This is a genomic window from Mesorhizobium sp. M0676, from assembly GCF_040320535.1.
Taxonomy (GTDB): domain Bacteria; phylum Pseudomonadota; class Alphaproteobacteria; order Rhizobiales; family Rhizobiaceae; genus Mesorhizobium.
The window spans coordinates 19,483-45,943 of record NZ_JAMYPU010000016.1; the positions used below are offsets into that span (position 1 = coordinate 19,483).

Sequence of the window (26,461 nt, forward strand, 5' to 3'; positions counted from 1 at the left end):
CACCTGACCTCACCAGGCAATGACCCAAACGCAGGCCTTGAAATGTTGCGACACGTGTCGTAAATAAAGCGACACGTGACGGAGAGGTAATATGGCCAGTTCCCCGCTGGGTTTTGCCGAGGCACCACATATGGAGCCGGAGTTCGAACGAATGGTCGACCTGTTTGGTGGACGGAAGGTTCTTGGATTCTCGGTAGCCAGTCCTCTTGAGGCACATGAAATGATCCTGCATGGAATTCCGGGCCAGGCGCTCGAAAGCCTCGTCAGGCATCTGATGGTCATTGATCCCGCCGATGCGTTTGAGACCGCATTCGGCATGAGCGAGCGGACATTTCAGCGGCACAAATCGGATCACTCCAAGACCCTCAGTCGGGAGCAAGGTTCCAGAACCTGGAACTTCGCCAAGCTCCTGACAAAGGCCACGTCCGTGCTCGGGACTCAGGAAGACGCGGAAAAATGGATGATCGAGTCTGCCATGGGTTTGGACAATCGCCGGCCGATCGATCTGCTGGCCACGGCGGCGGGCACTGCGCTTGTGCAGGAGTTTCTTGAGCGGCTCGACTATGGTGTCTACGCGTGACGCCTTTGCCGGGCTCCCTCGGAACAGGGCAGTTGTTGGGCTGGAGGCTTGATCACAGACGCTTCAAGGCGAGCTGGGACAGTGGCGAAGGAGCCTTCAAGCTTGGGGGAAGGTGGAACAGCAAAGGGATCAGAGCCGTATATGCGTCCATCGACCCATCGACCGCCATCTTGGAGGTGGCGGTCCACAAGGGGTTTCGCACGCTGGATACTGTCCCTCACGTGCTGACGGCATTCGACATCGTCGATCCATCAGAGATTTATGTGGTCCAAACCGACGATATTCCGAACGCGAACTGGCTGCGTCCCGGCATCCCGGGCGCGGGACAGCAGCAGTTCGGCGATGGTCTGCTGGCAAAGCATCCGTTCTTTCTGATCCCCAGCGCGGTATCCCAGCACAGCTGGAACCTGGTGTTCGATCCCAACCGGGCGGCAGGCCTTTATAGCTTGCATCTCCGGGAGGATTTCGTGCTTGATACAAGGCTTCATCCTCCCGCTGGGTAGCAATCAGGCCGTGGCCTTCAGCCGCCCACTGATGAACCGGAACTCCTGCGACTTGCCGCCATAACCGTATGCCGCGGCCGGGACTTCATGCACGAAGGCATAGCTTTCCTCGTGCACACCACCCAGCAACTTACCGAAGGCCTCAAAGATCGCCTTCAGATAAGCCTCCAGTTCCAGCTTGGTGTTGGTGCCGTCGACCACCTTGATGTCGAGCCAGAAGGTGTTGGCGCCATGCTCCGCCAGCGATTTGCCGCCGGCGAACCAATGCTGCGGGTCGACATAGGTGACGGCGACGGCGGTAATCGTCGGGTCCTTGCGCAGATGGGTTGCCGTCAGCTCGGTGATTTCCTTGGCGATTGTGGCGGACAGCTTGGCGTCGGGCTTGCCGGTGACGCTGATGTTGATGATGGGCATTTTTCTCTCCTTCGTTTGAGCGGCGTCTGTTTGCCGTTGGAGAGACAATGCCATCATCTTTGAATCAAAAAAATCGAATTGTTTCGAACAAAAGGTTCTGTATTATCGAAGCATGCAAGCTCTCGATCCCGATCTGCTCAAAACCTTCCTTGCCTTTGTCGATGGCGGCTCGCTGGCTCAGGCTGCGTCTGCTGTCGGCCGCTCGCCCTCGGCGGTGACCGCGCAGATGCAGCGTCTGGAGGAGATCGTCGGCGAACCGCTGCTGGTGGCGCAGGGGCGCGGGCGCGGGCTGACGCCGGCCGGCGAGGATCTTGTCGGTCATGCCCGCCGCATTCTTGCCGTGCACAGCGAGGCCTGGCTGGCGCTCAAGGGCGCGCGTGCCGCTGGTCGCGTCGCCATCGGCACGACACAGGATTTCGCCGATAGCGGCCTGCCGGAGCTGCTGCGCGCCTTCGCGACCAGCCATCCGCGCGTCAGGGTCGAACTCCGCGTTGGCCGTTCGGCCGAGCTTGGCGAGGCGCTGCAGGCCGGGCAGCTCGATCTGGCCGTTGTCATGCGCAAGACGCCGGCCAATGACGAAGTCGGGCTGTTCAGTGAGCCGATGCTGTGGCTGTGCTCGCAAAAAGGGCTTGCCGTGCGGGAAGAGGAATTGCCGCTGGCGCTGCTCGACCCCTATTGCGGCTTTCGCGAAGCAGCACTCGCGGCCCTCGATGCTGCCGGCCGCCGCTACCGCATCGCCGCCGGCAGCGCCAGCCTTGCCGGCTTGCGTACGGCGGTCAATGCCGGCATCGCGCTGACCTTGCGCACCGCCCGCTTTGCCCATTCAGGCATTGCCGAAGCACCGCGCGAATTCGCCCTGCCGCCGGTGCCGACAGCGCAATTCGCGATAAAACTCGGCCAGGGCGCTGAGCGGCCGGCACGCGATCTTGCCATCCTGCTCAGCGACAACCTCGCCTTGCCCGGCTTTGCCGGCTGATGTCCAAAGAAAAAGCCGACCTTTACGGTCGGCTTTGAGGAGGACGGGTCGAGGGGTTTGGGGGGACTTGGGGGGTGACCCGTCGCACATAAAACTGCCTGATCCGCATGATGGTTCCATGACTTGGAAAATAATTATTGGGTTGCCGCACTTTTTCTCGCAGCCAGCCAGTCGCGCCCCGCATGGGCGAAAACCGCGCAGAGTACTATGGCGCCGCCGATCAGGCTGGCGGCCGGCGCGATCTCGCCGAGGAACAGGAAGGCGAACAGGATCGCAAACGGCACTTCGGCGGCACCGAGAAGGCCGGACTCAGGCGCCGGGATCAGCCGCGAGCCTTCTGTCCACAGGATCGACGCCGCTGCGAACGATCCTCCGAAGGCGACGAGCAGCACGGCGTCGCGAGCAGAAATCGCCAGGGGGTCGGTGACGAACCAGCCGAGCACGAACAGCAGAAGCGCCGAGACTGCACCCGCCCACACCACCGGCTTGTCGCGGAAGGCGCGCACCATGATCATGTAGAGCGCACTGCCGGCGGTCATCAGCAGCGCGAGCCCATCGCCAAACAGATGACCGCTGCCGAAGCCGGAGCCGACCATGATCACTACGCCGCACAGCGAAACGGCGGCGGCGGCAAGCGTCTGCGCCCGGAACGGCTCGCGCACCAGCACGAAGGCGAGCAGCGCGGTGATGAAAGGCGCGGTGGCGTAGATGACCGCGACATTGGCGACATAGGTGAATTTGAACGCCGAGATGAAGGCGATGCTGGCCGCGGCGCCCTCGAGGGCCAGCAGCCAGCCGCGCCAGCCAAGCCGCAAGCTTTCCCGCCCGCCGGAGCGGCGCCGGCGCCACAGCACATAGAAGGTGATCAGGATCGCGCCGACAAAGCCGCGCCAGCAAGTGATGGTCAGCGGGTCGGCGTGGATCGATTTGGTCAGCACGCCGGTGAGGGCGAAGAAAGCCGCCGAAGCCGCCACCAGCATGATGCCGAGCGTACGCTCGGCAGCGGTATCTGTGGTGCCTGGGCCGTCGAGCGCTTCCGTCATCTCAGCAGCCTATCCGTCTTCTCCTGCCACCATGCTGTCAGCACGGGGGTACTCATAGCCGCTTGCGGAAATGCTCGTTGCCGATGATCAGCAGGCCGGCGCCGACGATCAACGCCGCCCCCAGAAACACCTCGCGACGCGGCACGTCGCCCCAGATCGCAAAGCCGAGCCCGAAGGCCCAGACCAATGAGGTGTATTCGAACGGCGCCACGATCGACACCGGCGCCCGCTTCATGCCTTCGAACAGCATAAATTGCGCCACGCCGCCGAGCGCGCCGACGCTGATCAAAAGCAGCAACTGGCGCCAGTCCGGCATCTGCCAGACCAACAGCGCCGGCACCGCGGAAAACACCAGGAAGTAGAAATTGTTGAGCACAAGCTGGATCAGCGTGCGCTCGGCCAGCGCCGTCTTGCGCAACAGCACCACGGCAATGCCCCACAGCACTGCCGCAGCCAGTACCAAGAGCATCGGCACGGACAAGCCGAGACGAGTGGGATCACAGGCGATGAAGACGCCGACGAAGCCGATGAACACCGCCAGCCAGCGCAACAGCGGCACCTTTTCGCCAAGCATCACCACCGACAGCACGGTGACGATGATCGGGGCGGCGTAATAGATGGTGGTGAGTTCGGCCAGCTGCAGGGAGCGGGCCGCGTTGTAGTAGCAGAGCCAGGCGCCGAGCGTGAAGGCGCTGCGCACCAGCATCGGCCGCACGATGGGCGAGCGCATTGTGTCGGCAAAGATGGGCGGTCCGCCGATTGCAGCACAGCCGATAAGCACAGCGATCGAGCGGAAGAACATGATCTGCCAGACGCTGATGCCGACGACCAGAAGCTTGATCGCGGCGTCCTGCGTCGAAAACAGGAAATAGGCGCAGCCGGTGAACAGGATGCCGGCAAGCACCCTTTCGCGGGTTTCCAGAATGGCAATATCGGCCATGCGGCGTGTCCGGCGCTGTCAAGAGGACGAAGAAGAAGCCTGCGCCAATCAGGCTCCCATTGCAGGCTATACGGGCGAAAGCCTGCGGGGCGCTACGCCAGTGGCAAGCTTGCGTTTGCGCAGCCTGGCCGACAGCGTGGGCACGCCGTTCACTGTGTTGCCTGGTAGAGCTGTGAAGCGGCCTCCTTCAGGGCGCGTCGGCCGCCCGGCCTGAGATACATCATGTGGCCGCCCTCGATGACGTCGAGACGGATGGGTTTTGCCCCGCCGAGCGTCGGGATTTGGCTCACCAGATAGCGTGAGGCCAGATAGGGAGTGACCAGATCGGTGTCACCGTTGACGATCACCACGCCGAGCCCCGGGTTGAGCGAGCGCGCCCGCTGCAGATCGTCCATCACCCCGGCATAGCCTTGCCGCGAGCCGCCATAGTCCCAGGCGTGGGTCACATCGCCATTGAGCAACCGGTAGCTGACATCGGTGCGAAAATTCAGCTCGTCGCGCGCATAACCGACAAAGGCCGAGGTCAGCGCCGGCACGCTGCGGTCGAGCACCGGATCCGGGCCGGCGCTGCGGGCGCTCTCCGGGGCGATGTCGCTGGTGGCGATGGTGCCGTCATACGGGCTGAGCACTTTGCCACTGGCGCGCTGGAATTCGCGCGCGAACAGGCCGGTCGGGATGCGGGCGAAATTGCGCTGCACGAGGTCGAGCGGCAGGCCGGTGATCTCGGCCACGCGCTGGCCGGCCAGCCGCCCGCCCTGTTCCAGCCCGCCGGTCAGAGCCGTGAGGTAGTCGCCCAGCGCATACTTTTCGACCTCGGCGAGCTTTTCGCGCAGTGCTTCGCCGCTGAGGCCTTCGCTGCGCAGGCGCACCGCCGCCAGCGAGGGCAGTTCCAGCGCCCAATGCAGTGGCTGGAATTCGTCGGGCAGCACCAGCGTGAACTCCAGTGCAGGCGAGATCAGCACGATGCCGTTAGGGCTCAGGCCGACATCTTCCTGCAGGGTCCTGGCGAGAAGTGCCGCGCGGAACCCGCCATAGCTTTCGCCGGCAAGGAAGAGCGGCGATCCGGTGCGGCCGTTCTGGGCGAGATAGAGCCGGATGAAAGCGCCGATCGAACTGGCGTCCTGGCTGACGCCCCAAAAATCTTTTGTGTCCTGGCCGGGGGCCTCGCGGCTGTAGCCGGTGCCGACCGGATCGACGAAGACGAGGTCGGTCATGTCGAGCCAGCTGTCGGGATTGTCGATCAGCTTTTGCGGCGGCGGCAGGAATTGGCCATCGGCGCCGGTCGCGACGACACGCGGGCCGAGTGCGCCGAGATGCAGATAGGCGGATGCCGCGCCCGGGCCGCCATTGAAGACGAAGGTGATGGGGCGAGCCTTCTCCGCGCCCGCCAGTGGCGGCAGCGTATAGGCGACATAGAAGATTTCCGCGGTGACCTCGCCCTTGCCGGATAGCAGTGACAGCGTGCCGGCCTTAGCCTGATAGTCCAGCTTGCGCCCGGCAATGGTGATTGAATGGCTGGTCGTCTGCGGTGCCGGCAGCAGCGACAGCACGCCGCCTGCCGGTGCGGGGCGCTCGGGCGTTTCGGCGAGGACTGGCTGCGCGAAGGCTGCAAGCACCAACAGGGTAAGCGAGATCAGTTTCAGCTTGAACGGCATGATGCCTCCGCGGGAATGACTTTGCTTAAGTATGGCTCGGGCGGTCGAAGTCAAAGTAGCTCTTCGCGAGCTAGCGTTCCTTCACGCCCCCTCTGTCCTGCCGGACATCCCCCACAGGGATGGAGATTGGATGTCGCGACCGCCTTCGCTAATCGCCGGCGTAGAAAGCGCCATCGGCGGAGCTGCAGATCTCCCCCCTGTGGGGAGGTGGCCGGCAGGCAGAGGGGGGCGCTGTTTCGCCGGCATATCAGTGCTATCAAAGCGCGACGGACTCGAAAAGGAATGCAACATGGACGCCACCGCACTCAAGGCCATGCAGGCACCGATCAAGGAGGCTTATCGCGACGATTCCTCTCGAGCGCTGATCACGCTTCGCGCCAAAGGCTCCATCGACGACCAGTCGATTGCCTGCAAGGTCGAGACGGGCAGGGCGCTGGCGGTCGCCGGCCTGCATCCGGCGACCGGCGGTTCCGGGCTGGAATTGTGTTCGGGCGATATGCTTTTGGAGGCGCTGGTGGCGTGCGCCGGGGTGACGCTGAAGGCGGTGGCCACCGCACTAGAGTTCAAACTCGGCGCGGCGACCGTCGAGGCCGAAGGCGATCTCGATTTTCGCGGCACGCTGGGCGTGGCCAAGGACGCCCCCGTGGGCTTTCGCGCCATCCGGCTGAATTTCAACCTCGACACGGATGAGCCGCAGGATCGCATCGATTCGCTGATCAAGCTGACGGAACGCTATTGCGTGGTCTTCCAGACCATCAACAGCAAGCCGGAGCTGACGGTGAAGGCGCGCGCCTGATCTCCCCCCTTGAGGGGAGATGTCGCCGAAGGCGACAGAGGGGGTCGGGCCGACTGGACGCGACGCCCTTTGTGCGGAAGGAGGTTGGCACTCTACGCGAGGCGACCCCCTCTGGCCTGCCGGCCATCTCCCCTCGAGGGGGGAGATTGCGCTACTGCGCCGCCGGCTCTTCCGCATCACCCTCATCGGTGAAAGGCGAGGCGCTCGGCACGCAGTTCACCGCCCAGCCGGCCGGCGTCGGCTGCTTCTGATATTCGGTGATGGCGTTGGTGCACTGTTCGCGGGTGTCGAAGGTGCTGGGCAGCACCACCATGCCGCCTTGCGGGCCGGCGATCACCAGGTACCAGACCAATGCTACGCTGGGAGCAGCCATGGGAATTCCTCGCTTTGCTGGGTGTCGGAGTCGGTTGACCCTAGCAACTCCCGGCTGATGGCGAAAGCAGGGCGATGGGGGAGCGGCTCGCCGGACCATCACAGACCCGTGAACAGAACCGCTCCCGAGCCCGCTTAGTTCGCGGCAAAGCAGTAGAACAGGCCGTCGCCGCCGGTGCCTTTCAGCGCCTCCTGGCTGCAGCCGCCGCGCGAGGCATGCGAGGAGTTCCAGGATTTCGCCGCCGCCGACTCGTCGAGGCCGGTGCGGTCGTGATGGCCCATCATCGCCGCGCCCTCCGCCCCGCTCAAGGTCCAGTCGCCGCAGGTCTGGTCGGCGATCTTGGTGCCGTCGGGCTTCGAGCCGGTCAGAATGTCGTGCCGGTTCGGCTTGTCGCCGCGGCCGTTGACCACCTCGCCCTTTTCGTTGAGCGCCGTCTGCTTGGTGATGGCGTTGGCGTCGCTGTGCAGCGAGGCGACGTCATCGGCGATCTTCTCGCCCTTGGCGTTGACCCAGGGACCCTTGCCGATACGGTCGCGCGCATCGACATTGGTGCTCGAAAGATAGGCGTGCCATTCCTTACCTTTAACCCTGGCCGCTTCCGCCAGCGAGGCGCAATGCGCGTCGGCACCCTTGAGACCGCCGAGATCGGCGCCCTTGCCGGAACCGACGCTGGTGACGAAGAAACTCATCTTGGCGTCTTGCGCCAGCGCCACGCCGGCTGTGGCGGCAATCGCGGCGGCGGCAACGAGAAGAAGTCTACGCATGTCGGTCCTCCGGTTTCGAATGTCCTACATTCGAAGAAACGTTACTGGAGGCCTGTTTAATCCCGCTACAACCCGGTTTATTCCGGCTGCCGGTAGGCGACGAAGCGGTTGTTCTTGACCTGGTAGATCAGCCCCGTCTCTTTCATCTCGGGGCTCGCCAGCGGCACGATGCGTTTTGCCACCTCTGACGGGTGCGGCAGCGTTTCCGGATCCTCGCCGGGCGCGACCTGCGCACGCATGGCGGTGCGGGTGGCGCCGGGGTCGACCGCATTGATGCGGAGCGCCAGGCTCTGCGTCTCATGCGCCCAGGAACGCGTCATGGCTTCCACAGCCGCCTTCGACGCCGCATAGGGCGCCCAGAAGGCGCGCGCCGAATGCGCGGCCCCGGACGACATGAGAATGGCGCGGCCGGCGTCGGACAGCCTGAGCAGCGGGTCGACCGAGCGGATCAGCCGCCAGGTCGAGGTGACATTGATGGTCATAACCTTCTCGAAGGTTTTGGCCTCGACATGGCCGATCGGCGAGATCACGCCGAGCACACCGGCATTGGCCACCAGAATGTCGAGCTTGCCCCAGCGCTCGTGAATGGCGCCGCCCAGCCGGTCGATGCCGGCCATGTCTGAGAGGTCGAGAGGCACCAACGTCGCTTCGCCCTTGCCGGTTTTCGCGCGCTCGGCCTTGATCTGGTCGTCGAGTTCTTCCAGCCCGCCGACGGTCCGGGCTACCGCAATGACATGCGCGCCGGCGGCGGCAAGTTCCTTGGCGATGAAGTAGCCGATGCCGCGCGAGGCGCCGGTAACGACCGCGACGCGGCCGGAGAGGTCGAGGGTCATGCGAGCGCTTTCAAGGATAGCAGTTGGGCTTTACGCCCCGTTGTTCGCCAGCAGCGACAGCGTGCGCACATTGTCGTGGCCTTCGAAGTCGAGCAGGCGGGTCGGGTACTGGCCGGTGAAACAGGCGTCGCAGAATTGCGGCTGCTCATTGTCGCGGCTGGCTTCGCCGACGGCGCGGTAGAGCCCGTCAATGGTGAGGAAGCCGAGCGAATCGACACGGATGAACTCGGCCATTTCCTCGATCGACATGCGCGATGCCAAAAGCTTCGACTTCTCCGGCGTGTCGACGCCGTAGAAGCACGACGCGCTGGTCGGCGGCGAGGCGATGCGCATATGCACTTCCTTGGCGCCGGCGTCGCGCACCATCTGCACGATTTTCTGGCTGGTGGTGCCGCGCACGATCGAATCGTCGACCAACACCACGCGCTTGCCCTCGATCATCCGGCGGTTGGCGTTGTGCTTGAGCTTGACGCCCATATGGCGGATCGAATCGCCGGGCTGGATGAAGGTTCGGCCGACATAGTGGTTGCGGATGATACCGAGTTCGAAGGGGATGCCTGCCGCCTGGGAGAAGCCGATTGCCGCCGGCGTGCCGGAATCCGGCACCGGCACGACGATATCGGCCTCGACCGGGCTTTCCTGTGCCAATTCGGCGCCGATACGCTTGCGCACTTCGTAGACATTGCGGCCTTCGACCGAGGAGTCCGGGCGGGCGAAATAGACATATTCGAAGATGCAGAAGCGGGTCTTCTGCGGCTCGAAGGGGAACAGGCTCTCGATGCCCTTCGAGGTCACCACGACCATTTCGCCGGGCTTCAGGTCGCGCACGAAGCGGGCGCCGATAATGTCGAGCGCGCAGGTTTCGGAGGCCAGGATCCAGGCGCCGTCGAGGTCGCCGAGCACCAGCGGGCGGATGCCGAGCGGATCGCGGCAGCCGATCATCTTCTTGGAGGTCATCGCGACCAGCGAGAAAGCGCCTTCGACCTGACGCACGGCGTCGATGAAGCGCGAATTCAAATCGCGTTCCTTACTGGTGGCAACGAGATGCAGCAGCGTCTCGGTGTCGGAGGTCGACGAGAAGATCGCGCCCTGCTTCTGCAGCGCGCGCTGCACGGTCATGGCGTTGGTGAGATTGCCGTTATGGGCGACGGCAAAGCCGCCATCGGCGAGTTCGGCGAAGAAGGGCTGGATGTTGCGCATGCCGGCACCGCCCGTCGTGGCATAGCGCGTGTGGCCGATGGCACGGTTGCCTTGCAGGCTGTCGATGACGTGCTGCTTGGTGAAGGTGTCGCCGATCAGGCCGACATGGCGTTCGACATGGAACTGCGTGCCGTCATAGGAGACGATGCCGGCCGCTTCCTGGCCGCGATGCTGCAGCGCATGCAGGCCTAGTGTGACGATCGCCGCAGCATCCTGCCGGCCGAAAATGCCGAACACCCCGCATTCATCGTGGAAATGATCGTCTGCTTCGGCGGAAAGCACGTCGTCCGCGTCTGCCTTCGAAACTGCCATGGGGCTCAAGCTCCGCTAAAATGGCCATATAGTGCGATAGCACCGCGAAAGCAACGCACGTCGTGCGCCGTTCACACCATAGTCAGGCCGGAACTGCCGGGATGGCGCCTGTCCGGCACCATCCGTCCGTATCAGTTTGCCGGCGCGGCTGGGGCCGGAGCCGGAGCAGCGGGTGCGTTATCGGCCGGAGCGTCGGTCTCGTCGTCGGGCGCCGGCGTATCGTCACCGGTTGCCGGAGCATCCGCCGCCGGTGCACCGGCCGCCGGAGGCGTCTCGGCTGCCGGCTGATTCGGATTGAGCTTCTTCAGGATAGCGTTTTCCGGATCTTCGGGCAGCAGGCTTTCCAGCTTGGCGCCGATGGTCTCGAGCAGCGGCTTCGACTTGGCGTTGGCGATCCAGGCAGGCGCCTTGGCGCCGGCCAGCCAGTTGAAGAACAGCAGCGCCACGGCGACGACGAGGACGCCGCGCGCGGCGCCATAGAGGAAGCCCAGCGTACGGTCGAGCGCGCCGATCCTGGAATCGATGATCCAGTCGGCTAGCTTCATGGTGATGACGGAAACGACGATCAGCGCGATGAGGAAGACGATGCCGGCGGATGCCGCCATGGCGATCTTGTCGCTTTCGACATAGGGCTGAACGTAAGGCAGCACCGGCTTGTAGAAGAAGAATGCCGCCGCGGCGGCAGCCGCCCAGGACACGACGGACAGGATTTCGCGTGACAGGCCGCGAACCATGGCGAGCATCGCCGAGACCAGGGTGAAGCCGACGAGAATTCCGTCCAGCAGCGTAATCGGCATGTCTTTCGCCCCACTCAGATTGTCTTTTCACGGCTCGGGCGAGCCGCGTCAATCTTCCACGTCGACACGGCTGCGCCGTGAGCCGGCTATGCGTGCGACGAGATCGGCAAGTTCGGTCGGCTGGAAAGCGCCGGCCCCGATCCCCCCGACAACCTCCTCGCTGCCCAAGGGCAGAACCGCACTTCCAAAACCCAGCTTTTCGGCCTCTTTAAGGCGCTGCTGCGCATGCGCAACCGGCCTCACTGCGCCCGACAGGCTGATTTCGCCGAAATAGACGCAATCGGCGGGAAGGGCAAGACCGGTGAGCGACGAAACCAGTGCAGCGGCAACCGCCAGATCGGCCGCCGGCTCGGAAATCCGGTAGCCGCCGGCGACGTTGAGGTAGACATCGTGGGTGCCGAAGCGCACGCCGCAATGGGCTTCGAGCACGGCAAGGATCATCGACAGCCGTGCGCCGTCCCAGCCGACGACGGCACGGCGCGGCGTGCCCAATGTGGACGGCGCCACCAGCGCCTGGATCTCGACCAGCACCGGACGTGTGCCTTCCATGCCGGCAAATACCGCGGCACCCGGCGATTTTGCGTGGCGTTCGCCGAGGAACAGCTCCGACGGATTGGCGACCTCGCGCAAGCCCTTGTCCGACATCTCGAAGACGCCGATCTCGTCGGTCGGCCCAAAACGGTTCTTCACCGTGCGCAGGATGCGGTAGTGATGGCCGCCTTCGCCTTCGAAATAGAGAACGGCGTCGACCATGTGCTCGACGACGCGCGGACCGGCGATCTGGCCTTCCTTGGTGACATGGCCGACCAGCACGATGGCAGCACCGGTGGATTTGGCGTAGCGGATCATCGCTTGCGCCGAGGCGCGCACCTGGGTGACGGTGCCGGGCGCCGAGTCGGCCATGTCGGTCCACAGCGTCTGGATGGAATCGAGGATGACGAGGTCCGGCCTTCTGCCGTCGGCTATTGTTGCCAGGATATCCTCGACATTGGTCTCGGCGGCAAGTTCGACCGGCGTGTCGGCCACGCCAAGCCGCTGCGCCCGCAGCCGGATCTGCGCGACAGCCTCTTCGCCCGAGACATAGACGATGCGGTGGCCTTTTGACGCCAATGCTGCTGCGGCCTGGGTAAGCAGCGTCGACTTGCCGATGCCGGGATCGCCGCCGACCAGCAGCGCCGAGCCGCGCACGAAACCGCCGCCGGTGGCGCGGTCGAGTTCGCCAATGCCGGAGATGATCCGCGGCGCATCCTCGATGTCACCGGACAGGCTGGTCAGCACCACGGCGCGGCCCTTGCGCGCATTTCGCGTGTTGGCCGGTCCCGAGCCGATGCCGCCGGACGTGCCTTCCTCGACGAGTGTGTTCCACTCGCCGCAGGCATCGCATTTACCGGCCCAGCGCTGATGCACCGACCCGCAATTCTGGCAGATGAACTGGACGCGCGATTTAGCCATGGAGTGATGCTGCCTGCAAATGACCGAAGGAGGGTGATCCTGCACACCCCTCTCTGTCCTGCCGGACATCTCCCCCGCAAGGGGGGAGATTGGCTATCGTCGCTGCTTTCGCCAATCGCCAACGTCGCAAGATGAGCGCCATCCGCAAAGCTGCTGATCTCCCCCCTTGCGGGGGAGATGGCCGGCAGGCCAGAGGGGGGTGTGACGGAGCGCTGCGGTAGGCCAAAAAGCTACTCGAACCTCTCCGCAATATGATGCTCTTCGGCGAGGTCGGAAAACCGTGTGAACTCGCCATGGAAGGCGAGGCTCACCGAACCTGTCGGGCCGTGGCGCTGCTTGGCGACGATGACTTCGGCCTTGCCGCGCATCTCGTTCATCTCGTGTTCCCACTTGATGTATTCGTCGGTGCCGGGCTTCGGTTCGCGGTTCTTCAGATAATATTCCTCGCGGTAGACGAACATCACCACGTCGGCGTCCTGCTCGATCGAACCGGATTCGCGAAGATCGGACAGCTGCGGGCGCTTGTCTTCGCGGCTTTCGACCTGACGCGACAGCTGCGACAGCGCGATGATCGGAACGGAGAGTTCCTTGGCCAGCGCCTTGAGGCCGGTAGTGATCTCGGTGATTTCCTGCACCCGGTTCTGCGACGATTTCGCGCTCGACCCCTGCATCAGCTGGATATAGTCGATGACGATGAGGTCGAGGCCGCGCTGACGCTTCAGCCGCCGCGCCCGCGCCGACAGCTGCGCGATCGAGATACCGCCGGTCTGGTCGATGAACAGCGGGATCTTCTGCATGGTCTGCGAGCAGGCGACCAGCTTTTCGAAATCCATCTCTGAAATCTCGCCGCGGCGGATTTTTGACGACGAAATTTCCGTCTGTTCGGAAATGATGCGGGTGGCGAGCTGCTCGGACGACATTTCCAGTGAGAAGAAGCCGACGACGCCGCCATTGGCTGCCTTGAACGAGCCGTCGGCCTGTTGCGCCGGCTCATACATCTCGGCGATGTTGAAGGCGATGTTGGTGGCCAGCGATGTCTTGCCCATGCCCGGACGGCCGGCAATGATGATCAGATCCGACGCCTGCAGGCCACCCATGCGGCGGTCGAGATCGCGCATGCCGGTGGCGAGGCCCGACAAATGGCCGTCGCGCATATAGGCGGCGTTGGCCATGTCGACGGCGGTCTTGACCGCGTCGGTGAAGCTCTCGAAGCCGCCATCGTAACGGCCGGTTTCGGCCAGTTCGAACAGCCGCCGCTCGGCATCCTCGATCTGTTCGGACGGCGCCATGTCGACCGGCGCGTCATAGGCGATGTTGACCATGTCCTCGCCGACGGTGATCAGCGCCCGGCGCGTGGCCAGATCGTAGATGGCGCGGCCATAATCGGTGGCATTGACGACGGTGACGGCTTCGACCGCCAGACGAACCACATATTGCGCCACCGTCATGTCGCCGACCTTCTCGTCGGCCGGCAGGAAGGTTTTCAACGTGATCGGCGTCGCCACCTTGCCCATGCGGATGAGCTCGGCCGCGACCTCGAAGATTTTCCGGTGCAGCGGCTCGTAGAAATGGCCGGCCTTGAGGAAGTCGGAGACGCGGTAGAAGGCATCGTTGTTGACGAGGATGGCGCCGAGCAGCGCCTGTTCGGCCTCGATGTTGTTCGGCGCTTCACGATAAAGCGGTTGCTGCTCCGCCACGCCGAATTTTCGCGCTGCCTCTGCCATGATGTCCCCGATTTTGATCCCGGCTTCTCGATATCAGAACGAGATAAATCGGTGCTGACCTTTCTGCATCACCGCACGACCAATCAACCTCGATGCCCGTTGTTCACAGGGGCGGCAAACCGTCCACAGAAGAGTGTTTCCGCGCCCCGATTCCGGTTGACTCAGAAAGGCGCTGACTTTTATCCGAGTCGTTGGAACAGAGCAAGAACAATCTCGGTGATCATCCGCTTCTTCCGTCCAGTGTATCGCCCCAGTCCAGCCGCCGCGCTGCCTTGAACAGCTCGCCCTCGCGCTTGGTGAAAAGTGTCTCGCCGGCGCCGCCATCCGGCTGGCACAGTTTGAGCAGCACCTTGCCGGAGCCCGATTTCGGCGGCGCAATCACGCGGGGCGGATGTACAGGCGCGGGTTGCCGCGACGCCGCGACGTAGATGAATTTCTCGTCCTCCCACGGCACGTCCGCGTCCTTGGCCAGGCGATGAAGGCGCGAGCGAGCGACGCGGCGCGAAAAATGGCACCAGTCGGGCGGCTCAAGCGGGCAGGGCGCCTCATGCGGACAAGGCGCCAGCACATGCGCCCCGGCCTCCAGCAATTGCCTGCGCACTGCCAGGATGCGCTGCCAGCCTGCCGGTGTGCCGGGCTCGACGATCAGCAGTGTGTCGCCGGTCAAATGCCAGAGCCGGCCGACAAGCTTCGGCAGCGATGCCGGCGCGATCTCGTCCAGCACATAGGCGCAGGTGACCAGATCGGCAGGCTTGAGATCGGCAAGGTCGATGGTCACGTCGCCGGCGCGCCAGTCCATCCTGGTGGCGATGGTATCAAGGGCGAGCGACTGGCCAACCTTGCGCACCGCGGCGCTTGCTTCAACCAGAACCGCCTGTTCGAGGTCGGGCCACAGGTCTGTAGTGGCCCAAAGCACCGTGCCAGGACCGGCGCCGACATCGAGCAAGCTCGTTGGCTGGAAATCGGGCCGCGCATAGGCGAGTTCGTCGAGACCGGCCCGTACCGCCGCGTAGGTCGCCGGCAGCCGCGTCGCCAGATAGGCTTTTACCGCCATCTCTTCGGCCATGTGCAGGCGGCCGTCGCGCAATTCGGCGCGGTAGCGGTCAGACAGCGTCTTCGCCGCCTGGCGCAGCACCGCCAGCGGTATCGTTTCGAGCAGGCGCTCGACGCCTTGTCGCAGCGAGGCGGGGAGTTCCACGCTCAGGCTCCGCGTGCCGCGAGCACCGAGGCGCGGGCGAACTCGACAAGGGTGGTGGCGATGGTGGGCAGGCAGGTCATTAAAAAAGGTCTCGCGAGAACGAGACCTTTTTCAGTGTCAGAGCCGTCAATGGCAAGCGGCAATCGCAATCGAGGCGTTATTCGCGATCCGCCACCTTGCGACGGCGAGCTGGCTTGGCCGCAACGGACCTGACAGCAACGGACCTGGCAGGCACAGACCTGGCGACAGCAGGCTCGGCGGCCGCCGCCTCCTGACGATGCCCCATTTCGCGCATTTCGAGCGCCTTTTCACATTTGGCCATGTAGTCGCGCGTCATCGGCAGCGTGTCGTTCTTCTTGGCGATCTGGATCTGGAAGATCACCAGATCCTGCCAGCGGAAGGCGGCTTCCGAAGCCGCCAGATAGAACTCCCACATCCTGCAGAAGCGCTCGTCGTAGATGGCTTTGGCCTTGTCGCGGTTGGCGGCAAAGCGCTGGCCCCAATGCTTCAGCGTATCGGCATAGTGCAGCCGCAGAATCTCGATGTCGGTGACCACAAGCCCCGACTTCTCGATCGCCGGCATCACCTCCGACAGCGAGGGAATGTAGCCGCCCGGAAAAATGTACTTGCGGATAAAGGCGCTGGTCGCCCACGGCACGCCGGAGCGGCCGATCGTGTGCAAGAGCATGACGCCGTCGGGCTTCAACAGCGTCGCCGACTTGTCGAAGAAGGTGCGGAAGTGGTTGACGCCGACATGCTCGAACATGCCGACCGAGACGATGCGGTCGAAGCGTTCGTTGAGTTCGCGGTAGTCCTTGAGATCGAAATGCACGCGGTCCTGCAAGCCTTGCGCATGCGCCCGGTCGGTGGCGACGCCGTGCTGCTCGGTCGACAGCGTCACGCCTTGCACGTCGACATCGAAAGCCTTGGCGAGATAGAGGCCGAGTCCACCCCAGCCGGAGCCGATATCGAGCACGGTCTGGCCGGCCTTCAGCCTGAGCTTGGCGGCGATATGGCGTTTCTTGGCCATCTGCGCCTCGTCGAGCGTCATGTCCGGCTGTTCGAAATAGGCGCAGGAATACTGCATGTCGTCGTCGAGGAAGAGCCGGTAGAGGTCACCCGACAAATCATAGTGGCGCTGCACGTTGCGGCGCGCCCGTGATGCGGTGTTGATCTGCTGCAGGCGGCGAAAGGCGTGGCGCAGACCCTCGATGGCCTTCGACCAGGTGGCGTCGATACCGCCGCTGCCCATGTTCTGGAAGGCGATGCGCATCATACCCAGTACGCCGCTCTCGATGATGTCGAGTTCGCCGTCCATATAGGCTTCCGGCACGGCCAGCATCGGATCGAAGGTAATGGCGCGCTCGGCATGCGCGGTCTTGATGTGCATATGCACCGGCTCGCCGCTGCCGTCGCCGAAAACCACTGTCGAGCCCTTCGGGCCGGTGACTTTCAGATTGCCCGTACGCACTAGGCGGTCGAGAACGCGTTTCAACAGAATATTCATCACCAAATGTCCCCTCACGGTCAGACTGGCGGACCAATTCTGCAACAATATATAGGGGTTCGAAAAGTTCCATTTGGCACAAAAATGCCCGGGCGAGAGGCCCGGGCATTGGTCCAGAAAGGCTGGAAGACGAGAAAGTGATTGGAGCGCTGCTCCCCTCGCTTCCCGATCAGGCCCCGTGCGGGATCAGGCGTTGTCTTCTTCGCCGCCTTCGAACTCGGTGTTCGGGTCGAAGAAGTTCTCCGGCCGCGCATTGTCGTTGATGTCGTCGCCATAGATGGCTTCGGCGGTGGTCAGCGTCTCGCCCTTGGCCTGGCGCTCGGCTTCGTCGGCCGTGCGGGCGATGTTGAGGCTGATGGTGACCTCGACTTCCGGATGCAGCGCAATCGCCACATTGGTGACGCCGATGGTCTTGATCGGCTGGTTGAGCTGGATCTGGTTGCGGTTGACCGAGAACCCTTCGGCGGTCAGCAGGTCGGCGATGTCGCGGGTCGACACCGAACCGTAGAGCTGGCCGGTCTCGCCGGCCGAACGTACGGCGATGAAGCTCTTCCCGTCGAGCTTTTCGGCAACCTGGCTGGCTTCCGACTTGCGCTCGAGGTTGCGGGCTTCGAGCTGCGCGCGCTGTCCTTCGAACTTCTTCTTGTTGGCTTCGTTGGCGCGCAGCGCCTTGCCCTGCGGCAAGAGGAAGTTGCGGGCAAAGCCGTCCTTGACCTTGACGGTATCGCCCATCTGGCCGAGGCGGGAAACGCGTTCGAGAAGAATCACTTGCATGGTCTTGTTCCTTCGTCTGGGCACCGACCGCGGGATCGGCGCCGAATTGAATGGAACAGGTCAGGAAGCTCTGAGCGCCTTGGCGCCGGTGTCGCTGTCCTGCCTGTCGCGGCAGTTAGAGGCTTTTCACCTCAACTCGGGATTTCAATGCACGTCGCCAAGAGTGGGCCCGGTTTTGGGACAACGACATGCATCATCAAATTACCCCTGCGGCGCCCGTCGCCGTGGGAGAAGGAAGCAGGCGGCGAACCGCCTGCTTCGGAGATCTTAGCGAACCACGTAGGGCAGCAGGCCGAGGAAGCGGGCGCGCTTGATCGCCTTGGCGAGTTCGCGCTGCTTCTTCTGGCTGACGGCGGTGATGCGCGACGGCACGATCTTGCCGCGCTCGGAAATGTAGCGCTGCAGAAGACGCACGTCCTTGTAGTCGATCTTGGGCGCATTGGCGCCGGAGAACGGGCAGGTCTTGCGGCGGCGATGGAACGGGCGCCGGGTCGGGATCTGATTGATGTCGACCATTATTCTGCACCTCCTTCAACGCCTTCGCGCGGACGGCGCGGACCACGATCGCCACCGGCGTCGCCAAATGAGCGCGGCGGACGATCGCCACGGTCGCCGCGATCACGGTCGCCGAACGAGCGCGGACCACGATCACCACGGTCGCGGTCGCCGAAGCCGCCGCGTTCCGAGCGCTCTTCGCGCTTCTGCATCATGGCCGACGGGCCTTCCTCATGCGCCTCGACCTTGACGGTCAGGAAACGCAGCACGTCCTCGGACAGGCCCATCTGGCGCTCCATCTCGTTGAGCGCTGCCGGCGGGCAGTTGAGGTCCATAAGCGTGTAGTAAGCCTTCCGGTTCTTGTTGACCCGGTAGGTGAGGGACTTCAGTCCCCAGTTCTCGACCCGGCCGACGGACCCGCCATTTGCGGAGATGACGCCCTTGTACTGTTCGACAAGCGCATCGACCTGCTGCTGCGAGAGGTCCTGCCGGGCAAGGAACACATGTTCGTATAGAGCCATAGTGGTTCAGTGCCTTTCTTCGTTTCTCTCCCGGATCCTCGCGGCAAAAGCCTCTGCAACTTCTCTGACCCGCTGATCCCGAAGGGGCGGGGAAGAAAGGAGCATTTCGAGACGGTCGAGAGCGGAGACACGGGAGGCGGAAGCGCTTCTGGCTTCACACGAAGGTTTTGGGTAAAACCTCCGGCCCTCCGTTCAGCCCCCAGCAAGGACCGGCAGATTGCGGGCGTCTATATAGCAATTTGGCTGGAAGGCAAGGGTAACGCATGCTCCGGACAGCGTCCTGGCGTCGCAGGGTTGGATAAAGACCAGGCATCAACTCGTATGCGGGGTACCACCGTTGATCGTTTCGGGGAAGAAGTCCGGAGCCGCCTTACGCTTGCCGAACATCATGTCGTATTGCAGCAAGCGGTAATCGTTGATCGCCGGATCAACGTCCTTCTGCCGCGCCCAGTCCGGCGTGGCCTCACCTGACGGTGTCAAAAGCAGATTGCGGTCGACGACGCGATAGCGTTCGCGCAGCGCGCCCAGGAAGCCGGTGTAGTAGGGGTGCGTGATCCCGGCCGTTGTCAGGATGTGGTAGGGCAGGAAGGCCGGGCTCACGGCGCCCATATCCTGCGCCGGACCGGTGCGGTTAGACCAGATGACCAGCGGCGTCTGATGATGCTCCAGTGCCGCCGCCGGCGTCGGTTCCTTGCGCGGCGCGACATTGTCCTTCAGGTAACCGGTTTCGACATAGACGGGGCCGAGCGGCGGCAGATGGTCGCCGAAGAAGGCGATGACCGTCGGCCGGTCGCGCTTCTTCGCCCATTCGATCAGCCGCTCGAGGCCGCGATCGGCATCGGCGGAGCCTTCGGCATAGCTGAGCAGCGATTCCCGCGCCCATGTGCTGATCGGCGCCGCGACCTTGTGGGTCGGATTGTAATAGCGGTACGGCTCGTAGGGACCGTGGTTCTGCAGGCTGACGGCGAAGAAGAACACCGGCCGCTCGCTGGCGTCGGCCTCTGCGATGATCTCGTCGGTCATCGAGGCATCGGAAGCCAGCGGCCCGCGCTTTTCCAGTGGCGGCAGCGTCTCTTCCGAGCGGAAATCGTTGAAGCCGAAATCGGCATAGACGGCGCCCCTGTTCCAGAACCAGTTGGTGCCCGGATGGATGGCGCGCGCCCGGTAGCCCTCGCTTTTCAGGAAGGTCGCCAGCGACGGCGTCGGCGTGCGCACATATTGCTGGTAGGGGATCGAGCCCGCCGGCAGGAAGGCATTGGAAAAGCCGGTCAGCGCCTCGAATTCGATGTTGGCGGTCATGCCGCCGAATTCCGGCGAAAACATATAGCCGGAACGCAGCGCCCTCACATTGGGGATCGGGTCAGGCGTGATTGTGACGCCGGGCAGCTTGGTCGGATCCCAGAAAGATTCGCTCATCACCACGATGATGTCGGGTTTCTCATCCGGTACCGAGGCCGCCACAGCAGGCCTGTCGATCGCGTCGATCGCCTTGTCGGAATAGCCCGCCGGCGCCGAGACATGCGCCATCGGCACGTTGAGCGCGAAGGCCAGCGCAAACCCGTTGGAGGCGTAGTTCTCCTTCTGGTCCCACATGATCGGGATGATCTGCAGCCGGTCGCGGGTCCACGAGAAGGTGGCGTAGTCCATGATTGAGACGAAGAAGGCGAGCAGCGGCACTGCCAGCGTCAGCCGCGCCAGCCGCCCTTTGCGGCTGAGGATCGGAACCTTGCGGCGCCACAACCGCCAGCCATAGATCAGCAGCGACAGGCCGGCGACGATGCCGACCGCCATGGCGAGCGCCGTCCAGGGCCGTTCGCGCACCAGGAGCGGCATCAGTGCCATGATCTGGCGCGAATAAAGAAAATCGGTTGGGTAGAGCGGATCGCCGAGATAATGCGACTTCTGATGCCCGACAAAGGCCAGCGCCAGCGTCAGCGGCGCCACGATCATCAGGCTCTGGTGACTGCGGCCAAGCACGGCGTCCAGTCCCATCAGCACCAATGCAAAGACAATGATGGTGGTCCAGCCCGGCTTGAATGGCTGCAGGAAGAAGTCGACCGTGCCGAAGAAGTCGCCGCGCACGATCCATTCGATGGCGAACACCAGGATGGCGGAGGCAAGCAGCGTGACCAGACCGTAGCGGATGACCGGCCATCTGCGCCCCGGCAGGTAGCCGGTGGACGGATCGTCTTCCAAGAACTGTGGCGCGGGTACGGTCGCGCCCTTCCTGATCCTAGCCACGTCTCTTCCCCCGGCCCAAGCAACGCGCATTTCCACTCGCGCCACCGTTCTGTCATAGAACTGTCATGCAAAAGCTAGCGCCTGTGGCGAAAATAAGAAGAGCCAGCAAACGATTCGTGAGCGGTTTTCATCAGGTGTGATCGGCAAAAAGCCTTTGGGAACAGGGACTCGAGGTCAGCTCCGGTTCAAGCGAGAGCCGAAATGCCGCCTTCGGGCTTGACTTGGCGGTCCGCCTTGCGTCACAGGCAGGAAAAATCAGCCGCTGGAGAGCGCCCAAATGGCCGTCGCATTCACCTTTCCGGGACAGGGCAGCCAGGCTGTCGGCATGGGCAAGGACCTCGCCGACGCCTTCCCCGAGGCACGCAGGGTGTTCGAGGAAGTCGATGATGCGCTGGGCGAAAAGCTGTCGAAACTGATCTGGGAAGGCCCGGAAGAGGCGCTGACCCTGACTGCCAATGCCCAGCCGGCGCTGATGGCGGTCTCGCTGGCGGGAATCCGCTCGCTGGAAGCGCGCGGCTTTTCGCTGAAGGACAAGGTTGCCTACGTTGCCGGTCATTCGCTCGGCGAATATTCCGCCCTTGCCGCGGCCGGTTTCGTTTCGGTCGCCGATGCCGCCCGGCTGCTGCGCATCCGCGGCAACGCCATGCAGGCGGCGGTGCCGGCCGGCGAGGGCGCCATGGCGGCGATCATCGGACTGGAACAGCCCGACGTCGAAGCCGCTTGCACCGAGGCCGCAACGGGATCCGGCAAGGTCTGCCAGATCGCCAACGACAATGGCGGCGGCCAGCTGGTGATCTCCGGCGCCAGGGCGGCGGTGGAACTCGCCGCGAAACTGTGCACCGAAAAGGGCGCCAAGCGGGCGCTGATGCTGCAGGTCTCCGCACCCTTCCATTCGGCGCTGATGGCGCCGGCGGCCGATGTCATGCGCGAGGCGCTGGCCGGCGTGACCAAGAATGCACCGGTGGTGCCCGTCGTCTCCAACGTCACTGTAGTCCCGACCAGCGACCCCGACGAGATCGCGCGCCGCCTGGTCGAGCAGATCACCGGCCGCGTGCGCTGGCGCGAAACGGTGGAGTGGTTCGGCGCCAATGGCGTCGCCACGCTCTTTGAGATCGGCGCCGGCAAGGTGCTTTCCGGCCTGGCGCGGCGGATCAGCCGCGACATCGCCACATCGGCCGTCGGCACGCCGGCCGATGTCGAGGCGGCGCTGGCCGCGCTTGCATAATCCACTGGCGATTCAACCCCTCCCGTGGGAAGGGTGTTCTCTTAAGATCAGGAGACGAAAATGTTCGAACTGACCGGCCGCAAGGCGCTCGTCACCGGCGCATCGGGCGGCATTGGCGAGGCGATTGCCCGGGTGCTGCATGCGCAAGGCGCCATTGTCGGCTTGCACGGCACCCGCGTCGAGAAACTGGAGACCCTGGCCGGCGAACTCGGCGACCGGGTAAAGCTGTTCCCGGCCAATCTTGCCGACCGTGACGAGGTCAAGGCGCTTGGCCAGAAGGCCGAAGCCGAACTCGAAGGCGTCGACATACTGGTCAACAATGCCGGCATCACCAAGGACGGCCTGTTCGTGCGCATGGCGGACGCGGATTGGGACAGCGTGCTGGAGGTGAACCTCACCGCCGTGTTCCGGCTGACCCGCGAGCTGACCCATCCGATGATGCGCCGCCGCCATGGCCGCATCATCAACATCACCTCGGTGGTCGGCGTCACCGGCAATCCTGGCCAGACCAATTATTGCGCCTCCAAGGCCGGCATGATCGGCTTTTCCAAGTCGCTGGCGCAGGAGATCGCCACCCGCAACATCACCGTCAACTGCGTCGCCCCGGGCTTTATCGAATCGGCCATGACCGACAAGCTCAACGACAAGCAGAAAGACGCGATAATGGCCGCGATCCCGACGCGCCGCATGGGCACGAGTGTTGAAGTGGCGTCGGCCGTCGCCTATCTCGCCTCCAACGAGGCAGCCTACGTCACCGGCCAGACCATCCATGTCAACGGTGGCATGGCCATGATCTGACAGGATATTGCCGGGTGATAAGAAGACATGGCCGGCTTGTGAAAAGAGACCATTTCGCCTTGGACCTCGGCCATTTTTCGTGTAATGCGGCCCGCAACCCGGCGGTTCGGGCAAAAACCGGTCCGGCATCGTTGCGTTTCCGGCAGGACCATCTTTCAGCTTGATTAGCGGCATTCTGCCCGCTAACGAAGACAGACAAACAAAAGACGAGGATGCCCCAAATGAGTGACACCGCAGAGCGCGTCAAGAAGATCGTCATCGAACATCTTGGCGTCGATGCCGACAAGGTGACGGAGCAGGCGAGCTTCATCGATGATCTGGGCGCGGACAGCCTCGACACGGTCGAACTCGTCATGGCCTTCGAAGAAGAGTTCGGCGTCGAGATTCCGGACGATGCGGCCGAGACCATCCTGACCGTCGGCGATGCCGTGAAGTACATCGACAAGGCTTCGGCCTGACACTATCCGCAGTCATCACCGGGGAGGACCTGCGATGAGGCGTGTCGTCGTCACGGGCCTTGGCCTGGTTTCGCCGTTCGGCATGGGCTTCGAGCACAGCTGGAAGGAACTTCTGACCGGCCGCAGCGCCGCCAAGCGCGTCACCGAGTTCGAAGTGGAAGATCTTGCCTGCAAGATCGCCCACGTCATTCCTCGCGGTGACGGCACCAACGGCACGCTCAATCCCGAAGCCGTGCTCGAGCCCAAGGAACTGCGCAAGATCGGCGACTTCATCCTTTACGGGATTGCGGCCGCCGACGAAGCGCTGAAGGATTCCGGCTGGGAGCCCAGCACCGAAGCCGAGCGCTGCGCCACCGGCGTCATGATCGGCTCCGGCATTGGCGGCCTCGAGGGCATCGCCGAGAACGCTATCATCCTGAAAGAGCGCGGACCGCGCCGTATCAGTCCATTCTTCATTCCCGGCAACATTATCAACCTGGTATCTGGCCAGGTATCGATCCGGCATGGGCTGAAAGGCCCCAACCACGCCGTCGTCACCGCCTGCTCGACCGGCGCGCACGCCATTGGCGATGCCGCCCGGCTGATCATCTTCGGCGATGCCGACGTGATGCTGGCCGGCGGCGCGGAATCGCCGGTGACCAGACTATCGCTTGCCGGCTTCGCTGCTTGCCGGGCACTGTCCACCGACCGCAACGACACGCCTGAGAAGGCCTCGCGTCCCTATGACCGCGACCGTGACGGCTTCGTCATGGGCGAGGGCGCCGGCGTCGTGGTGCTGGAAGAACTCGAACACGCCAAGGCGCGCGGCGCCAAGATCTATGCCGAGGTCACCGGCTACGGCCTGACCGGCGATGCCTATCACATCACCGCACCGGCCGAAGACGGCGACGGCGCCTTCCGCTGCATGACGGCGGCGCTGAACCGGGCCAAGCTGACGCCCGCCGACGTCGACTACATCAACGCGCACGGCACCTCGACCATGGCCGACACGATCGAACTCGGCGCCGTCGAGCGGCTGGTCGGCAACGCCGCCTCGAAAATCTCGATGTCGTCGACCAAGTCGTCGATCGGCCATCTCCTGGGTGCCGCGGGCGCCGCCGAGGCGATCTTTTCGATCCTCGCTATCAGAGACAACATCGCGCCAGCCACCATCAATCTTGACAACCCGGAACGCGAAACCGCGATCGATCTTGTTCCGAACACGCCACGGCATCGCCAGGTCGACGTGGCGCTGTCCAACTCCTTCGGCTTCGGCGGCACCAACGCTTCGCTGGTATTCCAGCGTTATACAGGCTGATTGCGGTATCGACCGGCGCGCCAGCGGTCTGTCGTCAATTTTGCCATATTCAAGCCTACTCTGCCGCTGGGGATTCGTCGCATCGGCCTGAAACCGAAGGCGCTTTTTTAAAAGCACGATGCGTAGGCTTGAAATGTTAGGGCACGCTGTGCGTCCAATCGGGCGCATGGTCGCTCTAAGAGATCAGATGGTAGGGCGCTAATGAACACCAATCCGGGCGGCAGCGGACAATTCGGACAAAACCAGCAGACCGGCCCGATCGTGCCGAAGACCGCGGCCGAAGCTTTGCGCCCGGAAGCCGGCACACCACCACCAAAGCGCTCGCGCGCCTCGCGCAGCCAAGTCGTCGTGTTCATGAACTTCGTCATCTCCGCGGTGATGTTGATGATCCTCGCCGCCGGCGTTTCGCTCTATTTCGGCAAGCAGGCATTCAACGAACCGGGCCCGTCGGTGGCCGGCGACACCTTCCTGGTCAAGCCGAGCACCGGCGTCCAGGATATTGCCGACCAGCTCGAACGGCGTGGGCTGATCAGCGATGCCCGCATCTTCCGCATCGCCGTGCGGGTCTATGGCAATGATTCAGCGCTGAAGGCAGGCGAATACGAGATAAAGCCGCGCGCCTCCATGCGCGACATCATGGAGCTTCTGAAGAGCGGCAAGTCGGTGATGTATTCGCTGACCATTCCCGAGGGCCTGACGGTCGAGCAGGCGCTGCAGCGCATCGCCGAGCAGGATGCGCTGACCGGCGACATGCCGGCCGCCAAGCCGGCTGAGGGCAGCCTCGCCACCGACACGCTGCGCTTTACCCGCGGCGCCACGCGCCAACAGATGGTCGACAAGCTGCTCGCCGACCAGAAGAAGCTGGTCGACGAGGTCTGGCAGCGGCGCGCGCCCGACCTGCCTCTGGCCAATGTCGACGACTTCGTCACCTTGGCCTCCATCGTCGAAAAGGAAACCGGCCGGGGCGACGAGCGCTCGCGCGTTGCCGCCGTCTTCCTCAACCGTCTGGCCAAGGGCATGCGGCTGCAATCCGATCCGACCATCATCTACGGCCTGTTCGGCGGCAAGGGCAAACCCGCCGACCGGCCGATTTATCAGTCTGACATCCAGAAACAGACGCCTTACAACACCTATCTGATCAACGGCCTGCCGCCGACGCCGATCGCCAATCCCGGCCGCGCCGCGCTCGAAGCCGTCGCCAACCCGTCGAAGACCGATGATCTCTATTTCGTCGCCGACGGCACCGGCGGCCACGTCTTTGCCACCACGCTTGCCGAGCACAATGAGAACGTTGCCCGCTACCGGGCACTGCAGAAGAAGCAGGCTGAAGACGCCGCCAAGGGCGCCAAGACTCCGGGCCAGACCGATGCACCGGCGGATGGCAACGACAACGGTGACGCAAGTGGCGATGCCGCCGGTGACAGCGGTGATGCCGGCGATAGGGGTGCCGCCCAATAGCAGGCCGGCGCTTTCAGACGGATCGACCTTAAGCGATGCGGACAGAGGCGGACGCGCTGCTGCTTTGAACGAACAGCGGGGTTCGAAGCGTTTTCGGTCTTGCTCGGGTGCCTCTGCTTCTCGATTT

The 26,461-nt window shown here is 63.8% G+C and carries 26 protein-coding genes; 9 read left to right on the forward strand and 17 right to left on the reverse strand.

Going from position 1 to position 26,461, the window contains the following annotated elements; genetic code table 11:
* The first annotated feature begins 91 nt into the window (after positions 1–91).
* Together NKI35_RS18605 and NKI35_RS18610 are read left to right on the forward strand one after the other, a co-directional pair.
* Complete coding sequence (locus NKI35_RS18605; RefSeq protein ID WP_023727360.1) at positions 92–580, forward strand: Xre family toxin-antitoxin system antitoxin; 489 nt, start codon at positions 92–94, stop codon at positions 578–580.
* A complete protein-coding gene (locus NKI35_RS18610) occupies positions 577–1,083 on the forward strand; it encodes an RES family NAD+ phosphorylase (protein WP_023685674.1) in 507 nt (168 codons plus the stop codon). The genes NKI35_RS18605 and NKI35_RS18610 overlap by 4 nt, the downstream gene beginning before the upstream one ends.
* Before the next feature lie 3 nt (positions 1,084–1,086).
* Here the strand turns inward: NKI35_RS18610 and NKI35_RS18615 are convergent, their stop codons facing one another.
* Complete coding sequence (locus NKI35_RS18615) at positions 1,087–1,497, reverse strand: tautomerase family protein (protein ID WP_023672705.1); 411 nt, start codon at positions 1,495–1,497, stop codon at positions 1,087–1,089.
* Between the two features lie 112 nt (positions 1,498–1,609).
* Here NKI35_RS18615 and NKI35_RS18620 point away from each other — a divergent pair, with 112 nt between their 5' ends.
* Positions 1,610–2,473: a LysR substrate-binding domain-containing protein gene (locus NKI35_RS18620; RefSeq protein ID WP_023693978.1), complete on the forward strand. Its 864-nt coding sequence runs from the start codon at positions 1,610–1,612 to the stop codon at positions 2,471–2,473.
* 134 nt (positions 2,474–2,607) lie between these two features.
* Here the strand turns inward: NKI35_RS18620 and NKI35_RS18625 are convergent, their stop codons facing one another.
* From NKI35_RS18625 to NKI35_RS18635, 3 genes are all read right to left on the reverse strand, one after another.
* A complete protein-coding gene (locus tag NKI35_RS18625; RefSeq protein WP_352741207.1) occupies positions 2,608–3,516 on the reverse strand; it encodes a DMT family transporter in 909 nt (302 codons plus the stop codon).
* 52 nt (positions 3,517–3,568) lie between these two features.
* Positions 3,569–4,456, reverse strand: a complete 888-nt coding sequence (locus NKI35_RS18630; RefSeq protein ID WP_023685677.1) for a DMT family transporter — start codon at positions 4,454–4,456, stop codon at positions 3,569–3,571.
* Between the two features lie 149 nt (positions 4,457–4,605).
* Complete coding sequence (locus NKI35_RS18635) at positions 4,606–6,111, reverse strand: S10 family peptidase (RefSeq protein WP_352741208.1); 1,506 nt, start codon at positions 6,109–6,111, stop codon at positions 4,606–4,608.
* 289 nt (positions 6,112–6,400) lie between these two features.
* On the opposite strand from NKI35_RS18635, the gene NKI35_RS18640 reads away from it, so the two are divergent.
* Positions 6,401–6,907 carry an OsmC family protein gene (locus tag NKI35_RS18640; RefSeq protein ID WP_352538076.1) on the forward strand — a complete coding sequence of 169 codons (507 nt, stop codon included), beginning with the start codon at positions 6,401–6,403 and terminating at the stop codon, positions 6,905–6,907.
* Between the two features lie 151 nt (positions 6,908–7,058).
* Here the strand turns inward: NKI35_RS18640 and NKI35_RS18645 are convergent, their stop codons facing one another.
* The 13 genes from NKI35_RS18645 to NKI35_RS18705 form a co-directional block, all read right to left on the reverse strand.
* Positions 7,059–7,280, reverse strand: coding sequence for a hypothetical protein (locus NKI35_RS18645; RefSeq protein WP_023689120.1), 222 nt, complete (start codon positions 7,278–7,280; stop codon positions 7,059–7,061).
* Between the two features lie 134 nt (positions 7,281–7,414).
* The gene (locus NKI35_RS18650) at positions 7,415–8,044 is read right to left on the reverse strand and encodes a hypothetical protein (protein WP_352741209.1); all 630 of its coding nucleotides are present in this window, start codon (positions 8,042–8,044) and stop codon (positions 7,415–7,417) included.
* 77 nt (positions 8,045–8,121) lie between these two features.
* Complete coding sequence (locus NKI35_RS18655; protein ID WP_352741210.1) at positions 8,122–8,877, reverse strand: SDR family NAD(P)-dependent oxidoreductase; 756 nt, start codon at positions 8,875–8,877, stop codon at positions 8,122–8,124.
* A gap of 30 nt (positions 8,878–8,907) precedes the next feature.
* Positions 8,908–10,389: an amidophosphoribosyltransferase gene (purF, locus tag NKI35_RS18660; RefSeq protein ID WP_023672714.1), complete on the reverse strand. Its 1,482-nt coding sequence runs from the start codon at positions 10,387–10,389 to the stop codon at positions 8,908–8,910.
* 131 nt (positions 10,390–10,520) lie between these two features.
* Positions 10,521–11,186: a CvpA family protein gene (locus tag NKI35_RS18665; RefSeq protein ID WP_023735491.1), complete on the reverse strand. Its 666-nt coding sequence runs from the start codon at positions 11,184–11,186 to the stop codon at positions 10,521–10,523.
* Between the two features lie 48 nt (positions 11,187–11,234).
* A complete protein-coding gene (gene radA / locus NKI35_RS18670; RefSeq protein WP_023672716.1) occupies positions 11,235–12,638 on the reverse strand; it encodes a DNA repair protein RadA in 1,404 nt (467 codons plus the stop codon).
* Between the two features lie 230 nt (positions 12,639–12,868).
* The gene (locus NKI35_RS18675; RefSeq protein WP_023672717.1) at positions 12,869–14,362 is read right to left on the reverse strand and encodes a replicative DNA helicase; all 1,494 of its coding nucleotides are present in this window, start codon (positions 14,360–14,362) and stop codon (positions 12,869–12,871) included.
* A 220-nt stretch (positions 14,363–14,582) separates the two neighbouring features.
* A complete protein-coding gene (locus NKI35_RS18680) occupies positions 14,583–15,560 on the reverse strand; it encodes a small ribosomal subunit Rsm22 family protein (RefSeq protein WP_352741211.1) in 978 nt (325 codons plus the stop codon).
* A gap of 157 nt (positions 15,561–15,717) precedes the next feature.
* Positions 15,718–17,067 (reverse strand): cyclopropane fatty acid synthase, encoded by a 1,350-nt coding sequence (locus NKI35_RS18685; RefSeq protein WP_352741212.1) that lies wholly within the window; start codon positions 17,065–17,067, stop codon positions 15,718–15,720.
* 186 nt (positions 17,068–17,253) lie between these two features.
* Positions 17,254–17,841, reverse strand: a complete 588-nt coding sequence (gene rplI / locus NKI35_RS18690; RefSeq protein ID WP_023672721.1) for a 50S ribosomal protein L9 — start codon at positions 17,839–17,841, stop codon at positions 17,254–17,256.
* A 267-nt stretch (positions 17,842–18,108) separates the two neighbouring features.
* Positions 18,109–18,357 carry a 30S ribosomal protein S18 gene (rpsR, locus tag NKI35_RS18695; protein ID WP_006203718.1) on the reverse strand — a complete coding sequence of 83 codons (249 nt, stop codon included), beginning with the start codon at positions 18,355–18,357 and terminating at the stop codon, positions 18,109–18,111.
* On the reverse strand, positions 18,357–18,857 hold the full coding sequence (gene rpsF, locus NKI35_RS18700; protein WP_023672722.1) for a 30S ribosomal protein S6: 501 nt from the start codon (positions 18,855–18,857) through the stop codon (positions 18,357–18,359). Before rpsF ends, rpsR begins: the two co-directional genes overlap by 1 nt.
* 312 nt (positions 18,858–19,169) lie before the next feature.
* Positions 19,170–21,098, reverse strand: a complete 1,929-nt coding sequence (locus NKI35_RS18705) for an LTA synthase family protein (RefSeq protein ID WP_023705361.1) — start codon at positions 21,096–21,098, stop codon at positions 19,170–19,172.
* A gap of 277 nt (positions 21,099–21,375) precedes the next feature.
* On the opposite strand from NKI35_RS18705, the gene fabD reads away from it, so the two are divergent.
* The 5 genes from fabD to mltG all read left to right on the forward strand — a co-directional run bounded on the left by fabD (position 21,376) and on the right by mltG (position 26,334).
* On the forward strand, positions 21,376–22,323 hold the full coding sequence (gene fabD, locus NKI35_RS18710) for an ACP S-malonyltransferase (RefSeq protein ID WP_023705360.1): 948 nt from the start codon (positions 21,376–21,378) through the stop codon (positions 22,321–22,323).
* 60 nt (positions 22,324–22,383) lie between these two features.
* Entirely contained in the window at positions 22,384–23,121 is a 738-nt protein-coding gene (gene fabG, locus NKI35_RS18715) for a 3-oxoacyl-[acyl-carrier-protein] reductase (RefSeq protein WP_023705359.1), read from the forward strand.
* Between the two features lie 221 nt (positions 23,122–23,342).
* Positions 23,343–23,579: an acyl carrier protein gene (locus NKI35_RS18720; RefSeq protein ID WP_006203723.1), complete on the forward strand. Its 237-nt coding sequence runs from the start codon at positions 23,343–23,345 to the stop codon at positions 23,577–23,579.
* Positions 23,580–23,613: 34 nt separating this feature from the next.
* Entirely contained in the window at positions 23,614–24,876 is a 1,263-nt protein-coding gene (fabF, locus tag NKI35_RS18725; RefSeq protein WP_023685687.1) for a beta-ketoacyl-ACP synthase II, read from the forward strand.
* A 201-nt stretch (positions 24,877–25,077) separates the two neighbouring features.
* Positions 25,078–26,334 carry an endolytic transglycosylase MltG gene (gene mltG / locus NKI35_RS18730; RefSeq protein ID WP_023752524.1) on the forward strand — a complete coding sequence of 419 codons (1,257 nt, stop codon included), beginning with the start codon at positions 25,078–25,080 and terminating at the stop codon, positions 26,332–26,334.
* Positions 26,335–26,461: the final 127 nt, after the last annotated feature.

Bases quoted from the DNA above. Each gene is read 5' to 3' on its own strand.
- NKI35_RS18605 (WP_023727360.1), top strand. From the start codon at position 92: ATGGCCAGTTCCCCGCTGGGTTTTGCCGAGGCACCACATATGGAGCCG.
- NKI35_RS18615 (WP_023672705.1), bottom strand. From the start codon at position 1,497: ATGCCCATCATCAACATCAGCGTCACCGGCAAGCCCGACGCCAAGCTG.
- NKI35_RS18620 (WP_023693978.1), top strand. From the start codon at position 1,610: ATGCAAGCTCTCGATCCCGATCTGCTCAAAACCTTCCTTGCCTTTGTC.
- NKI35_RS18625 (WP_352741207.1), bottom strand. From the start codon at position 3,516: ATGACGGAAGCGCTCGACGGCCCAGGCACCACAGATACCGCTGCCGAG.
- NKI35_RS18630 (WP_023685677.1), bottom strand. From the start codon at position 4,456: ATGGCCGATATTGCCATTCTGGAAACCCGCGAAAGGGTGCTTGCCGGC.
- NKI35_RS18635 (WP_352741208.1), bottom strand. From the start codon at position 6,111: ATGCCGTTCAAGCTGAAACTGATCTCGCTTACCCTGTTGGTGCTTGCA.
- NKI35_RS18640 (WP_352538076.1), top strand. From the start codon at position 6,401: ATGGACGCCACCGCACTCAAGGCCATGCAGGCACCGATCAAGGAGGCT.
- NKI35_RS18645 (WP_023689120.1), bottom strand. From the start codon at position 7,280: ATGGCTGCTCCCAGCGTAGCATTGGTCTGGTACCTGGTGATCGCCGGC.
- NKI35_RS18650 (WP_352741209.1), bottom strand. From the start codon at position 8,044: ATGCGTAGACTTCTTCTCGTTGCCGCCGCCGCGATTGCCGCCACAGCC.
- NKI35_RS18655 (WP_352741210.1), bottom strand. From the start codon at position 8,877: ATGACCCTCGACCTCTCCGGCCGCGTCGCGGTCGTTACCGGCGCCTCG.
- purF (WP_023672714.1), bottom strand. From the start codon at position 10,389: ATGGCAGTTTCGAAGGCAGACGCGGACGACGTGCTTTCCGCCGAAGCA.
- NKI35_RS18665 (WP_023735491.1), bottom strand. From the start codon at position 11,186: ATGCCGATTACGCTGCTGGACGGAATTCTCGTCGGCTTCACCCTGGTC.
- radA (WP_023672716.1), bottom strand. From the start codon at position 12,638: ATGGCTAAATCGCGCGTCCAGTTCATCTGCCAGAATTGCGGGTCGGTG.
- NKI35_RS18675 (WP_023672717.1), bottom strand. From the start codon at position 14,362: ATGGCAGAGGCAGCGCGAAAATTCGGCGTGGCGGAGCAGCAACCGCTT.
- NKI35_RS18685 (WP_352741212.1), bottom strand. From the start codon at position 17,067: ATGAATATTCTGTTGAAACGCGTTCTCGACCGCCTAGTGCGTACGGGC.
- rplI (WP_023672721.1), bottom strand. From the start codon at position 17,841: ATGCAAGTGATTCTTCTCGAACGCGTTTCCCGCCTCGGCCAGATGGGC.
- rpsR (WP_006203718.1), bottom strand. From the start codon at position 18,357: ATGGTCGACATCAATCAGATCCCGACCCGGCGCCCGTTCCATCGCCGC.
- rpsF (WP_023672722.1), bottom strand. From the start codon at position 18,857: ATGGCTCTATACGAACATGTGTTCCTTGCCCGGCAGGACCTCTCGCAG.
- fabD (WP_023705360.1), top strand. From the start codon at position 21,376: ATGGCCGTCGCATTCACCTTTCCGGGACAGGGCAGCCAGGCTGTCGGC.
- fabG (WP_023705359.1), top strand. From the start codon at position 22,384: ATGTTCGAACTGACCGGCCGCAAGGCGCTCGTCACCGGCGCATCGGGC.
- NKI35_RS18720 (WP_006203723.1), top strand. From the start codon at position 23,343: ATGAGTGACACCGCAGAGCGCGTCAAGAAGATCGTCATCGAACATCTT.
- fabF (WP_023685687.1), top strand. From the start codon at position 23,614: ATGAGGCGTGTCGTCGTCACGGGCCTTGGCCTGGTTTCGCCGTTCGGC.
- mltG (WP_023752524.1), top strand. From the start codon at position 25,078: ATGAACACCAATCCGGGCGGCAGCGGACAATTCGGACAAAACCAGCAG.